This is a genomic window from Microbacterium sp. oral taxon 186 str. F0373, from assembly GCF_000411455.1.
In the GTDB taxonomy this organism is placed as follows: Bacteria; Actinomycetota; Actinomycetes; order Actinomycetales; family Microbacteriaceae; genus Microbacterium.
This window is the reverse complement of the sequence record NZ_KE150460.1, coordinates 1-12,241: the sequence shown is the minus strand read 5'-3', so window position 1 is coordinate 12,241 and position 12,241 is coordinate 1. Positions and strand designations below refer to the sequence as shown.

The following is a 12,241-nucleotide window of genomic DNA, read 5'->3' as shown; positions in this document are numbered from 1 at the left end:
CGCGGCCGTGTCGCGGCCGTGTCGCGGCCGTCATCGACGGCGACACGATCAAGGTCGAAATCGGGACCGGCGCCGTGCGCGTGCGCATCATCGGGATCGACACCCCCGAGATAGGACGCGACGGACAATCGAGCGAGTGCTACGCCGAGCAAGCCCGCGACTACCTCGACCAGCTCGCCTATGGGCGAACTGTCGACCTCTCCCCCGACCCCTCACAGGCCGATTCGGACAAGTACGGCAGACTGCTGCGCCACGTCTACCTCGACGGCGTGAACGTCGCCCTGACGGAGATTCAGGCCGGAGTCGGCTCCGAGTACACCTACGACAAGCCCTACACCGGACAGAGCGACTACCGCGGCGCACAAGCAGCGGCACAAGCCGCCGGCCGCGGACTCTGGGGAACCTGCCCTTCTAACTAACTTTCTTTCTAGAAAGCTATCTAGAAAGAAAGTTAGAGAGTTAGACAGGAAGATAGAACGCTAGATAGAGAGAAGGCGTACACTATGAACATGCAAACCGTGATGGTCTACAGCGAAGCTGGCGGCGTCAGCAAGACGACCGCGGCGGTGTCGGTGGCGATGACCGCGGCCGAAGCTGGACACCGCACCGTGCTCATCGACCTCGACCCCCGCGCCGCGTCGACGAAGTGGACGCGCATCGCACCTGTAGGGGAGGGGCTGCACGTTGGCGCCATTCTCGGCGCTAAGGAAGAGCCGACCGGGTGGGCGGAAGACCTGGCTGTCCAGAGCACGTGGCACCCGCTGCTACGTGTGATCCCCTCCGCGCGTGACCTGAGCAACCGTGAGAGCGACCGTGACGACTACGCGGAGCTGCGCCTAAAGACGTCGCTCGTCGACCTGCAAGCCGACGTCGTGGTCATCGACTGTGCCAACCGGCAGGGCGGACCCCTGACCCTTTCGGCGCTGCACGCGGCCGACCGCGTGCTGTACGCCGCTACGGCGTCCGATTCCGGCGTGGATGGCGTGACGGGTGCCCAGCGCACCGTCGACACGTTCAGGCGCAGCATGGCGCGTCTGGGAGCCGCCGCAACCATCGAAGAGGCCGGCGTGGCGATGACTCGCGACGGAACCGGGTTCCTGTCCTACGCCGAGCAAGATGCGATCGACCAGGTGCGCGAGCTGGCGCCGATCATCGAACCGATCGTGCCGCACCTGGCGATCGTTCCCGAGGTCCGCATGGCGGGGGAGTGGTACGGCGCCTACCGCAAGGGCGCCCCGATCCGCGATGCGTACACCGAAGTGATGCGAAAGGTGATCCGATGACCGCGCCCCAGGCTGACCGCCCGCCCCGTACGCGTCCCCGCCCCGCCGCAGATGCCGGCGTGGACCCGATCGACTACGGAACCCGCGCCGCTCCCGCTCCCACGGCACCAGTCGAGGGCAAGGGCGCCTCGGCGCCCGCGGCAGCCCCCGCAGCGGCCACGCGGCCGCCCGAGGTTGCGCAGCCGGTCGAGGCCGCACAGCCGGCCACAGCGCCGCAAGCGTCCGGGGGAGTCGAGCCCACCGTGCAGCTCGCAACACGGATCAGCCTCGACGTGAACGACGTGCTCACCAAGGCGTACCAACGCACGGGGAAGAAGAAGCGTGCGCTCATCGAGGAAGCGATTCTCCGCACCTGGGGTGAGTGACACGTACGTGTCAATCGCTCGAGCTGGCTGCGCTCAGCCGAGCACCCAGCTCACGAATGCCAGCAGCTCGGTAGTGACCCGCTCGCGGTTAGCGGCGTAGCGACGGTCGCGGTCGCGGCCGTCGACCACTCGGATGAAGCCGCGTTCCTCTAGCTCGTTGAGGGCGTCCATCGTGGTCGTCACCGCGAGCCCCGTCGCGCGCGTGACCTCGGTCCGTGATGCCGAGGCGACGCGCAGAAGGTGGCGCAGACACAGCAGCCGCGACTCGTTCTGAACCACCCGATGCGCGTTGAGCGCGGCCCCGGTCAGATCGGGGATCGGAGGGCGACGAGGCATGCCGACATTCTGCCAGCAGGGCAGCGGACCCTATGGAAGCTCTCTGCGACGTCTGTTGATATAACGGATTATTCGTTAGTATGGCGACAAGCGGGTGTTGTGGACAGTGCGGTTTCGATGTCACCCCCGCGGGCTAGCATGTACGAAAACGCAGGGGGTGCGCATGACAAATTACGAGACGTCGCAACCATTCCGGGGCGCCAATCGGGCTCAGGGATACATCGAAGAAGCCGACGTCGTGTCGGCTCGCGACATTCCGCCCGCTGTCCCCCAAAAGGGGGACACAGCGAATAATGCGTCTGAGTCCACCGCCGAGCAGCGCCTTGCGCAGTTTCGGACCGACTCGTCGGCTGACGCGCCAACGACGGACGTGCCCGCGCCGGTCGCGAATGCGGCGCCCATCGTGGACGCGCCGACAACCGCGGCCGAGCCGCCAAAGCCGGCAGGCGTCCCCAACGTCGACCTTCGGATGACGAGGCGGGAAGCGGCGGAGACGTCGCGCCACGGCTGGCGGGGAGTGCTCCGCAACATGGGCCTCACGATCAAGCCGAGCGCCGCTGAAACCCGCGCGGCCGAGCTGGGGCGTGCTCGCTCGCTGATCCGGCTCTCACAGTGGCAGCGCAGCGTCGGCATCCTGGTCGCCAACCCGAAAGGCGGGGTCGGCAAGACTCCCCTCTCGCTCGCGATCGGTGGATGCTTCGCAACCATCCGCGGGGGAGGGGCCGTGGTCGTCGAGGTCGCAGACGACCCGGGCGCACTGTCTGTGCGCGCCGAGGGACGCGCGCCCGTTGGCGTCGCCGAGCTGTTGAGAGATATCGAGGAGATCCGCGGTGCCGGTCACTTGGCCGGCTACGTGTCGCAGCAGACGAGCTACGCCGCCGTCATCGGCACCGTTGGCGATCGCGACGCACTGACCGGGGACGACGTGCACCGCCTCACGCGCAAGCTTGATGAGTTCTACCCGGTGCGCGTGATGGACACTGGCAACCAGCCCAGCTCGTCCGCGTTTCATGGAGCGTTGGAGCACACCGACGTTCTCGTGATCCCCGTGCTCGACGCTCTCGACGCACTGCAAGGTGCGATGCAGCTGTTACGTCACCTTCACCAGCTGGGAGGCCACGCGCAGCACCTGGCGCAGACAGCGATCGTCGTGCGTACCCACGACGGGCGCCCCGAGGATGCCGAGGTTAGTCGCGTGGTGGGCGAGCTGCTCGAACAGTCCGGCATCCAGGCGATCCATCATGTGCCGGTCGATCGGCACATTGCGGAGCGAGCCGCGCTGACCTATGGACAGCTCGCGCCCGCGACCACCGACGCGATCACGCGGCTCACTGCCGGCATCGTCGACCAACTCAACACCGAACTGCGAAAGGCCCAGTGACATGAACAACCCGCTTGACGGCATCATCCCGGACTTCACCATCTTCGGAGCGCAGTTCACGCAGCTCTGGCAAAAGCTCCTGGCCGGGCTTTGGGGCATCGCGATCGTCGTCGTGATCGTCTGGCTCATCATGGGCCTGGTCAAGATGGGACAGAACAGCGAGACGAACCCCCAGGCCGTGGCCGCAGGCAAGCAGCAGGTCATTACGGCCGGCATCAGTCTGGGATGCCTGGCCGCTCTGACCGTGATCGTCGGCGCTATCCTCGCGATCTTCGCCCGCTGATGAACGCTCAGCCCGCTTCTCCGCGTCGCCAGCTCTGGCTGTGGATCGCCGCTGCCGCGACGGTCCTCGTGATCGTCGCGGCAGCGGTCGGGCTGAGCCTGGCCAACGGGCCGCGCGACGACGCCGGCCCTCAGCCGGGGCAGAGCACCCAGCCCTCCACGACTCCGTCGGCGCCGGCCTCGTCCGCACCCCCTGCGGCGGCGGGCGTCGACGGCTGCCTCGGTGGTGACTCTCGCAGTCCGCAGGCCGTCCTCGACGCACAAGCGAAAGCACCCCACACACCCGAAGGCGCCGTGTCCTTCGCGATCACCTTTGCCCGATGGGGAACCCAGAAGCCCGTTGTTCCCGATGACGAGATTGCAAGGCTCGACGGTGTGGTCATCACCGCGTCGAACTTCGCAGAGAGCGTCAAGACGCTCTCGAAGCTCGAACAAGCCCAGGTGCACGTAACGAGCCTGAATGGGTTCTACCGGGTCAATACGTTCACGACTGATCGCGTCGAGCTGACGCTGATGCTCCCGCTCGTTATCAGCGGGGCGATCGACCCGACCCTGAACTTCATGCCTTCGTATGTCGTCGAGTGGACCGAGCGTGGCTGGGTGATCACTGGTGGCACTGACGTGACTGATGCGAACACCCTCCGGACGACGGGTGTTGCGATCCCAGGAGGCTGCTGATGCGTCCTGGTGACGTGATCGGTGACTGGATCAACGGGATCGGGGGAGCTGCCGACTCCATCGGTGGCGTGGTGAATTTCTGGTCTGACCCGTGGGGCAACATGTACAAGACCGGGCGTGAGGCGGTCGCGAGCCTCAGCCGTGACGTCATCCCCGCGATCACGGGTTCGACGCTTCCTGACCTCACATTGCCGTCGTTCATCAGCACCTATCAGGTGTCGTTCGCGATGGGGTTGATGCTCGCGATCGTGCTGCTCATCTTCCAGTTCGTGCGCACCGCACGCGGAAAGATGAGCGGGCAGGAGCTTTTCGACTCGATCGCGCTGTACTTCCCTGGTTTCCTTCTCGGCGTCAGCTTCGGGCCCGCGATCGGTCTGCTGCTCGTCGAGTTCGTACGCGCCCTGACCCGGAGCCTCATCGGGTGGGCGTATGGCGGCACGATCGACCAGATGATCAGCACGTTCGCGCAGCTCGCGGTCGATGACCCGAGCAAGATCGCGGGCGGCGCCGCTGTCGGCGCGATCATGGTCTGGTGCATGGTGATCGGCCTGCTGATCATCCCGGCGATCTTCGTTTTCCAGCTCGTCGTGCAGTACTTCTCCGGCGTGCTGCTCCCGCTTGCGGTGGTGTGGATTGTCGACAGCGGTCGCCGCAGCGCCGGCATGGCCGCGGTGCAGGTATGGGTTGGGATGCTCGCTGTACAGCCGATCCTTTTCCTGATGCTCGGCTTCGCTTTCCGGCTGAATATCGACGCCGTAGGCCAGTGGGGTAACGACGGATTCAAGAACCTTGTGGGGCTGCTTATCGCGGTGATCGCGAACTTCCTTGCGGTGTTCGCCCCGTTCGTTCTTATCTCGTGGGGAAAGAAGCACCTAGCCGGTGCGCCGGCATCCGAGAAGATGCCGACCACGCCGCTGGGTCCGTCCTCGCCGGGAGCGGTGCGCTCCACGCCGGGAGCTAAGACGCCCGCGGCGCGGTCGGCACAGCCCGTCCGGGCCTCCGCTACCCCCTCGAACGCGCGCGGCGCGACGGCTACGAGGATCGGCGCTGAAACGGCCAGCGCTCGGGGTCGCAGCGCTTCGGTGTCGACCGGTGCGAAAGCGGCAGGTATCGGGACGAAGGCGGCGGGCGCGGCCACGGCGGGCGCGACGGTCGCCGCTCAGGGGGCGGTTACCGCCACCCGCAAGGCGAGCGAGACAGCGCACACGAGCATCACGCCGCCGCCGGTTCAGGGGAAGGAGCGGCCACTGTGAGCGACACGCAACAGCCAGAGCGCGGAGTGTTCATCCTCGGCGGAGAGGGGAGTCACCGCGGCCTGTTCGGCACTCAGAACAAGACCCGAGCATGGGGCACCGTCGCGATCATCGCCCTCGGAATGGTGTTCACACCCTCCTTCGGGTGGGTTGCGATCGTCGCGGCCGTGCTGGCGGTCGGGGTGCTGATCGTCGTGAGTAGCGGCACGCACAACGGCAGCATCCTCGAGCGGCGGCGTCGCCAGCGTCGCTACCGCACGGCACGGCAGAGCCACGCCGACGAGTACATTCCCTACGACCCGGACCGGGCGGCGCTGCTGACGACCGCTCTGGCTCAGACCCGCAAGAGCAAGGAAAAGACTGATCGGGAAGCTCGCGGCGCGTGGGCGCGCGAGCTGGCGGCGATGCGCGCCAACCCGGACGGGTGCGACGGGATGGGCTGGTTGCAGTCTGGCCGCGGCGTTCCCGGTATCGCCTGGCACGGTCCTGCCGGCGAAGAGCCCTACCTGAGCGTCGCGTTCGCGGTGAGTGGTCAGCTGCGCGGCATGGAGTCGCCCGAGAACGTCATCCTCGGCGCGGAGGCGTTCGGCGCTTTCCTGGCAAGCAAAGCCGCCCCGTCGTCGTTGCTGCGCGTCGTGCAGCCCGTGACCCGTGTTCTGCCAGCGGATACCGCCCTGCAGGAGTTCTGGGTGCTCAACAACATCGACCCCGCCGCACCCGATTGGGCGAAAGCCTCCTACGAGGAAGTCCTGTTGGAGTCGTCACGCGGCGCGATGGTGCAACGACACTACGTCGTCGGCCGGTGGCCTCTCAACAGCCGGTTCGTGCAGCAAGCCCGCAAGTACGGCCGCGGCCGCGACGGCTGGCGCAAGCTCATGGCCTCCGAGATTGAGTCGTTCCGGCGCGGGTTGCTGGACTGCCGCAACGGATGGGTGGAACCGCTCACCGCGCGCGGCACGGCCGCGGTCATCCGTCACATGCAGAACCCCTCCCGGCCGCTCGACCTGGTGCGCGACGTCGAGCCGACAAGCGTGGGGGAGCGGTCACCGGGCGGCGAGTATTCGGCGCACGTCGTCGACGGGATCGACCCCGAAACGGGCCAGTCCGTGCAGTGGTGGCACCGCACGGCCGCGATCCGCGCCGACAACCTGACCGTCGCGCAGCGGCGCCCCCTGTGGTTGCTTGACCTCCTCGTGGGCCGTGAGCTCGACGTGATCCGTACGGTGACGTTCCACATCGAGCTCGTGCCGGCGGTCGAGGCGCGCCACGCAGCCCGTCGCGACCTCGTGTCGGACATGGCTACCGAAGTCTCGGAGACTGCCAACGGCCGTATCCCTCTCGACGAGGGCAGCGTGCGCGTCGCAGCCGCGCAGCGTCGCCGCGCCGACCTGGCCGAAGGCAGCGGCCACCACGGCACGAACTGGGTTGGCTTCATCACGATCACCGCCGACAGCCGCGATCAGCTCGCCATGGCCAGCCGTGAGCTGGCCGAGCTGTGCGCGAACGAGGTCGGCATTCAGAAGCTGGAATGGCTCGACTCCTACCAGCCCGCCGCGAGCGGCACCACGTGGCCGATCGGCCGCGGCCTCCGCCCGCACACACCCACGTTCGGCGCCCGCGTGATGCGGATGCTCGCAGGTGGGGGAGACAAGGAGGCGATCGCATGAGCGACACCACCGCGCCGCGCCGGTCCCGGCGTGCCCGCAAGAGCGCCGAAACGGTCGACGTCGCCGCTGACGAGCCGATCGACAGTGAAGCCGGCGAAGTCTCGCCGTACGAGCTGCCGGGGCCGCAGCGGCGCGCCAAGACCCGTAAAGCCGAGCGAGGCTACTACGCGCCCGTCTTTCAGGGTGCCCCCTCGACCACGCGTCAATCCTCGGTGCTGAACACCGCTCTTATCGGCCCGGTGACCGGCACCGCCGGGGTGGCCAACGGGCGCGACATGCTGTCGCACTCCCTCATCACTCACGACCCGGTGACGGCGTACAACTCGACGCCGCGGCTGATTTCTAGCCCGAACTCGATCGTGTGCGGGGGAGTGGGTGGCGGAAAGTCGAGCTTCGTCAAGACGGTCTACGTCACCCGCCCGCTCGTGATCCGTTACCGTCGCGCGGTCATCTTCGACAAGAAGGCCCGCGGCGGTGAGGGCGAGTACGCCGAGCTGGTGCGCGAGTGGGGCCAGGGTGAACCCATCCGGTTCACCACGGACGGCTCAGGCTCACGCCTCAACCTTCTCGATCCGCTGATCGTGTCTCAGATCGGTGACGCCGGCACGTATCGGCTGCTGCACGCGATCGTGCGCATCGCGCGCGACGGCGCCCGCATCGACGACTGGGAAGAGGAAGCCGCACGCTCCGCCCTGAAACGCACCCTCGCCACCTACGACGGGCGCCGCGCCCCCACGCTCGCTGACCTTCTGCCCCTGCTGGGCAGAGTCGATGACTACTCCGACCTCACCGAGCACGCACGCGACCGGCTGCACCAGGCCGGCCTCGGCGTCCGGTTCACTCTGGAAGGGCTGCTCGACGAGTACGGCGGGATGCTCGACGGCGACACAAGCGAGAACGTGAACCTCACCGGCAAGCTCACCAGCTTCGACATCTCGCAGCTTCCCACCGAAGGGCCGTCATCGCACGTGGTTCGCGCGATCGGCAACCAGTGGATGCTGGGGCGTCTGCGCACCGATCCGGGCTGGCAGACGACGTGCATCAACGAGGAGGGCTGGGACATGGTGGACGGGCCGGCCGCGCACCTTCTGAAGTCGAATCAGAAGCTCTCCCGCGGCGTCGGCTTGAACAACGTGTTCGTGTTCCACAAGGGCCTGGATATCCCGCTCGACTCGCCTGGCCGCACGGTCATCAGTGAGGCCCAGAGCATCTACGTGTTCCGGCAGGACCGCAAAGAGGATGCCGACTGGGCTGTGCGCACGTTCGGGTTCGACCCGTCGACAGCGACCGTCCTGCAAAACCTCGCGCCGGGGCAGTTCGTTTTCAAGTACGGCGCCGTCCCTGAGACACACGTCGAGCACGTGCGTTCGTCGATCGAGGTCGGGCTGACCGACACCGACGAGGGGATGCGAGGGGACCGCCGCCGGGACGACGCATGAGAAAGATCGTCGCCGGCATCGTCGTCGCGATCGTCGCCGGCCTGTTCGGCGTGACGTTCGTGCTCGGCTCCGTGCAGCGCGCCGACGCGCACGGCATGTGCCTCAGCGACACCAACGCCCTGCCTGCCGACGTCGCCGGCTACAAGGGCGACCAGCTCGTGAACGCCGCCGCGATCATCCGCGCCGGCATCGACCTCGGCGTCGACCAGCACGGCCAAGTTCTCGCGATCATGACCGCGATGGGCGAATCCGGCCTCCGCAACATCACATACGGCGATTGGGAAACTTCCGGCGTCACCAACCCCAACGGCACCCGAACAACGAGCATTGGGCTGTTCCAGCAGCAGGACTCGTGGGGGAGCGTGCAGGAACGGATGGACCCCGCCCGCTCCGCCGGCTTGTTCTACAGCCGGCTGCTCGCCGTCCCCGGCTGGCAGAACATGGCCCCGACCCTCGCTATCCACGCAGTGCAGATCAACGCCGACCCGCAGCACTACGCCCGCTACGAGAAGAGCGCCACCGCGATCGTCACAGCACTCACCACGAGCTGCCCCGGCGGGTCGGGCGCGTGGATCGTGCCGGCGCGGGGGCACGTCACGGACACGTTCGGCTCGTGCGACGTCGATCGACCCGGCCAGGACGAGAGGACCTGCCATAAGGGGACGGACCTCGCGGACGGCACGTGTGGGGGGCCGGTATGGGCGGCCGGTGCCGGCAAGGTGACCTACGCCGGCCCGCAGCCGTTCCGGGGAAACGTGGTGTGGATCGACCACGGCGGCGGGATCGTCACCGGGTACTTCCACATGGAGGCCGGCCTGCTCGTGAAGGCCGGCGACGTCGTGAGCCCCGGAACACCCATCGGGAAGGTGAGCAATACCGGTTACTCGCTCGGCTGTCACCTGCACTTCCAGGTCGAGAAGAACGGCACTCCCATCAACCCCGAACCATTCATGGCCGCAGCGGGAGCCCCGCTGCCCCACCAATAGGAGGAAGAATGTTCGTCACCCTCACCGCCCGCAACTCCGGACGGGTCCAGCTCGTCAACATCGACCAGGTGCGCACCGCCTCGATCCAGCCGGTGCAGGATGACCCGATGGCCTACGACGGGGGAGCGCTGGCCACCCACCTCGTCGCATCGCTAGAGTTCACGGGGTCAAACCACTTCGTGCACTACCTTCCCGTCGACGCTGACGGGAGCCCTGCACCGCAGCTCACGGACGTCGCCAAGGCCACCCGGCTTTTGGGTGAGTACTTGTCCGCATTCCGCTCGTCGAATCGCACCACCCAGGAGAACGCCCGAGCTGACGCATCTATGGCCGGTGTCAATGACGTGACATCCCCCATCGAACCTGCGATAGACGGCGTCGGTGACGCGACGACTGTCCCGATGGGCAAACCCGGCAATCTCGGCTTCGATGGACGCGTCTTTCTCACGGATGCCGAGCATCAGACGTATCTACGCCGTAAGCCAGTTCGTTTTGTCCAAAAGGTGATCGCGGCGTCCAACTCGTGTTCGGTCTGTGGAGAAGACGGATCGCGCGAGAACCCGCTGCAAGTAGCGCACATCGTTCCGTTTGGGCTTGGCGTCGTGCATTTCAAGCTCACGCCGGAGTGGTTGGACGGCCCGGCGAACCTGCGCTGGGCACACCGTCGAGTCTGCAACAAGGCCGCCGAGTTGAGCGTCGATCAGACGCGGGCGCACCTAATCGAACTCGGCGTCCTGCCCGCCGACAGTGCCTGACCCCGCGCTGGACGTTGGTCGCGGACGACCCAAATGATGTCTACGCGGCCCCGACGCCGAGGGTCATAGCGGGGATGGCGCTTTGCGAGCCGGGTGCTGGGGTGCCGGTCGCTATCGAAGGCGGATCACGGTCTTACCGCGAAGTCCGCCGTTGTCTGGTGCGACTACTCGGGCGGCGTCCTCAAGCCCGATCTCGTGAGTGATGACGGGCCGAACCGTACCGGCGGCCAACGAATCAGCGAGCTGCTCGAGCCGAGCGGGCTTCTCGTCGAGCACGTAGTCCATTGCCACGATTCGGTTCTGTGAGCGCAGGTTGTCGGGCAGGCCGTAGGCCGTCGAGACGACTGTCCCGCCGTCGCGCACGCTCTCCGCGGCGACTTCCACGCTGTCCGCGGCGCCGGCGAAGTCGAGAACGGCGGCGAAATCGATTGCGCCGAGGCCGGAAATCTGGTCTGCGAGGGCCCCATCGCGGGGTAGAACTTCGTCGACTCCGAGTTCGCGTAGCGCATCGCTGACTTCAGGGCGGGCCGGTGCAATCACACGGATGCCTCGCGCCTTCGCCTCCTGAACAGCGAAGGTGCCGACGCCGCCGGTTGCCCCGAGGATCAGGACTGTGTCGCCCGGCTTCGCGCCGCTGCTGTCGAGGGAGCCTGCGGCGGTCATGGCGGCAGTGGGAGACGCCGCAGCGTGCTCAAAGCCAATACTGTCAGGGATGCGGCCGAGCGCTCCGAGGGTAGGTCGGGCCTGCACAAGTGTGGCCTCGGCGAAGGTGCCGAATTGCATCGGGACTCCCCAGAATTGACCGAACACACGGTCACCCGCGGCGAAATCGGTGACGCCGCTACCCAGGCGCCGGACGACGCCCGCGCCGTCAAAGCCGAGAATCAACGGGAAGCGAAACTCCCCGAGGCTGGCGAGGTACCCGGCCGCGACTGCCTCATCGAGAGGATTCCGCGACGCTGCGTACAACTCCACCTCGATCTCGCCCGCGCCCGGCTCGGGTAGCGAGACGTCGATGAGGTGAGGCCGTTCTCCGTAGTTTTCGATGCCGATTCCCTGCACGTGCTGCTCCTCTGTGTCGATTCGATGCTGACGCGAGTGGCGCGCCACCTGTAGGTTTTCGGCTCTCGTGAGAAAACTGAAGGACCGGTTCGGCAGTCATTCGTTCACTCCGGGCACGAATGGCGTAAACGTTCTGGTCATAGACTGCTTGCTGTGCCTGTCGAGTCGCGGTCGTTGCGCTACTTCGCTGCCGTCGCCCAGCAGCGCAGCTTCGCTCGCGCAGCAGAGGAACTGGGGATCGCTGCGCCAGCGTTGTCCCGCGCCGTTCGCGCCCTTGAGTCCGAACTCGGCGTCGTGCTGCTTCGCCGAACAACCCGATCGGTCACCCTGACCGATACGGGGTCCGCTCTTCTGGCGGACGTCAAGCCTGCTTTGGAGGATCTGGACGCTGCGACTCGCCGTGCTCGCCGCGCTGCGGCTTCGACGCGGAGTGTTCTCCTTGCGGTGAAGGCGGATGCTGACGGCGGCCTGCTCGACGACGTTCTGGCTGCGACTGCGTCCGAGCCCGGCTCCGAACCTGTCGCCGTCAAGCTGTGCGCGTGGGGAGAGCATGCGGACCTCATTCGTCGAGGCGAGGTCGACGCAGCACTCGTCTACGACCCATACGATCGTCGAGGCCTTGATACCGAGACGATTTTCACTGAACCGCGGGTCGCGGCCTTGCCTGCCGACCATCCCCTTGCTTCAAGCGGTTCGGTCACACTTGCCGCGCTCAACATCCCTGTAGAGAGCCTTGATCGCGAAGCCGAGCGGG

Annotated in this window: 14 protein-coding genes; 12 read left to right on the top strand and 2 right to left on the bottom strand. The window is 66.8% G+C overall.

The features are described 5' to 3' along the window. From HMPREF1529_RS15210 to HMPREF1529_RS15200, 3 genes are all read left to right on the top strand, one after another. Window positions 1–419, top strand: a 419-nt coding sequence (locus tag HMPREF1529_RS15210) for a thermonuclease family protein (protein WP_016465431.1), incomplete at its 5' end; no start/stop codon positions are given. Window positions 420–509: 90 nt separating this feature from the next. After that, window positions 510–1,283 (top strand): ParA family protein, encoded by a 774-nt coding sequence (locus HMPREF1529_RS15205; protein ID WP_036283913.1) that lies wholly within the window; start codon window positions 510–512, stop codon window positions 1,281–1,283. Then, window positions 1,280–1,648 (top strand): hypothetical protein, encoded by a 369-nt coding sequence (locus tag HMPREF1529_RS15200; protein ID WP_016465429.1) that lies wholly within the window; start codon window positions 1,280–1,282, stop codon window positions 1,646–1,648. Before HMPREF1529_RS15205 ends, HMPREF1529_RS15200 begins: the two co-directional genes overlap by 4 nt. A gap of 33 nt (window positions 1,649–1,681) precedes the next feature. On the opposite strand, the gene HMPREF1529_RS15195 is transcribed toward HMPREF1529_RS15200, so the two are convergent. Beyond that, window positions 1,682–1,984 carry a hypothetical protein gene (locus tag HMPREF1529_RS15195; RefSeq protein ID WP_016465428.1) on the bottom strand — a complete coding sequence of 101 codons (303 nt, stop codon included), beginning with the start codon at window positions 1,982–1,984 and terminating at the stop codon, window positions 1,682–1,684. Window positions 1,985–2,387: 403 nt separating this feature from the next. Here HMPREF1529_RS15195 and HMPREF1529_RS15190 point away from each other — a divergent pair, with 403 nt between their 5' ends. From HMPREF1529_RS15190 to HMPREF1529_RS15155, 8 genes are read left to right on the top strand one after another with little or no spacing between them, the layout of a single operon-like run. Then, window positions 2,388–3,365 carry a MinD/ParA family ATP-binding protein gene (locus HMPREF1529_RS15190; RefSeq protein WP_232212149.1) on the top strand — a complete coding sequence of 326 codons (978 nt, stop codon included), beginning with the start codon at window positions 2,388–2,390 and terminating at the stop codon, window positions 3,363–3,365. 1 nt (window position 3,366) lies between these two features. Continuing rightward, window positions 3,367–3,648 carry a hypothetical protein gene (locus HMPREF1529_RS15185; RefSeq protein ID WP_005053976.1) on the top strand — a complete coding sequence of 94 codons (282 nt, stop codon included), beginning with the start codon at window positions 3,367–3,369 and terminating at the stop codon, window positions 3,646–3,648. After that, window positions 3,648–4,325: a hypothetical protein gene (locus HMPREF1529_RS15180; protein WP_005053974.1), complete on the top strand. Its 678-nt coding sequence runs from the start codon at window positions 3,648–3,650 to the stop codon at window positions 4,323–4,325. Before HMPREF1529_RS15185 ends, HMPREF1529_RS15180 begins: the two co-directional genes overlap by 1 nt. Then, window positions 4,325–5,578 (top strand): hypothetical protein, encoded by a 1,254-nt coding sequence (locus HMPREF1529_RS15175; RefSeq protein ID WP_016465426.1) that lies wholly within the window; start codon window positions 4,325–4,327, stop codon window positions 5,576–5,578. Before HMPREF1529_RS15180 ends, HMPREF1529_RS15175 begins: the two co-directional genes overlap by 1 nt. Continuing rightward, on the top strand, window positions 5,575–7,245 hold the full coding sequence (locus tag HMPREF1529_RS15170; RefSeq protein ID WP_016465425.1) for an SCO6880 family protein: 1,671 nt from the start codon (window positions 5,575–5,577) through the stop codon (window positions 7,243–7,245). Before HMPREF1529_RS15175 ends, HMPREF1529_RS15170 begins: the two co-directional genes overlap by 4 nt. Beyond that, window positions 7,242–8,684: a hypothetical protein gene (locus HMPREF1529_RS15165; RefSeq protein ID WP_005053968.1), complete on the top strand. Its 1,443-nt coding sequence runs from the start codon at window positions 7,242–7,244 to the stop codon at window positions 8,682–8,684. The genes HMPREF1529_RS15170 and HMPREF1529_RS15165 overlap by 4 nt, the downstream gene beginning before the upstream one ends. Then, window positions 8,681–9,670 carry a M23 family metallopeptidase gene (locus tag HMPREF1529_RS15160; protein ID WP_005053966.1) on the top strand — a complete coding sequence of 330 codons (990 nt, stop codon included), beginning with the start codon at window positions 8,681–8,683 and terminating at the stop codon, window positions 9,668–9,670. The genes HMPREF1529_RS15165 and HMPREF1529_RS15160 overlap by 4 nt, the downstream gene beginning before the upstream one ends. 8 nt (window positions 9,671–9,678) lie before the next feature. Beyond that, window positions 9,679–10,425, top strand: coding sequence for an HNH endonuclease (locus tag HMPREF1529_RS15155; RefSeq protein WP_005053963.1), 747 nt, complete (start codon window positions 9,679–9,681; stop codon window positions 10,423–10,425). A 111-nt stretch (window positions 10,426–10,536) separates the two neighbouring features. Here the strand turns inward: HMPREF1529_RS15155 and HMPREF1529_RS15150 are convergent, their stop codons facing one another. Next, complete coding sequence (locus tag HMPREF1529_RS15150; RefSeq protein WP_005053960.1) at window positions 10,537–11,487, bottom strand: NADP-dependent oxidoreductase; 951 nt, start codon at window positions 11,485–11,487, stop codon at window positions 10,537–10,539. A 153-nt stretch (window positions 11,488–11,640) separates the two neighbouring features. Between HMPREF1529_RS15150 and HMPREF1529_RS15770 the strand changes: the two genes are divergently transcribed. After that, window positions 11,641–12,241: LysR family transcriptional regulator (locus tag HMPREF1529_RS15770; RefSeq protein ID WP_157533958.1), on the top strand; the 601-nt coding region annotated here is incomplete at its 3' end.

Excerpts from the sequence above, each read along its gene's own strand:
- HMPREF1529_RS15175 (WP_016465426.1), top strand. The coding sequence starts at position 4,325 with ATGCGTCCTGGTGACGTGATCGGTGACTGGATCAACGGGATCGGGGGA.
- HMPREF1529_RS15205 (WP_036283913.1), top strand. The coding sequence starts at position 510 with ATGCAAACCGTGATGGTCTACAGCGAAGCTGGCGGCGTCAGCAAGACG.
- HMPREF1529_RS15155 (WP_005053963.1), top strand. The coding sequence starts at position 9,679 with ATGTTCGTCACCCTCACCGCCCGCAACTCCGGACGGGTCCAGCTCGTC.
- HMPREF1529_RS15185 (WP_005053976.1), top strand. The coding sequence starts at position 3,367 with ATGAACAACCCGCTTGACGGCATCATCCCGGACTTCACCATCTTCGGA.
- HMPREF1529_RS15165 (WP_005053968.1), top strand. The coding sequence starts at position 7,242 with ATGAGCGACACCACCGCGCCGCGCCGGTCCCGGCGTGCCCGCAAGAGC.
- HMPREF1529_RS15195 (WP_016465428.1), bottom strand. The coding sequence starts at position 1,984 with ATGCCTCGTCGCCCTCCGATCCCCGATCTGACCGGGGCCGCGCTCAAC.
- HMPREF1529_RS15160 (WP_005053966.1), top strand. The coding sequence starts at position 8,681 with ATGAGAAAGATCGTCGCCGGCATCGTCGTCGCGATCGTCGCCGGCCTG.
- HMPREF1529_RS15200 (WP_016465429.1), top strand. The coding sequence starts at position 1,280 with ATGACCGCGCCCCAGGCTGACCGCCCGCCCCGTACGCGTCCCCGCCCC.
- HMPREF1529_RS15180 (WP_005053974.1), top strand. The coding sequence starts at position 3,648 with ATGAACGCTCAGCCCGCTTCTCCGCGTCGCCAGCTCTGGCTGTGGATC.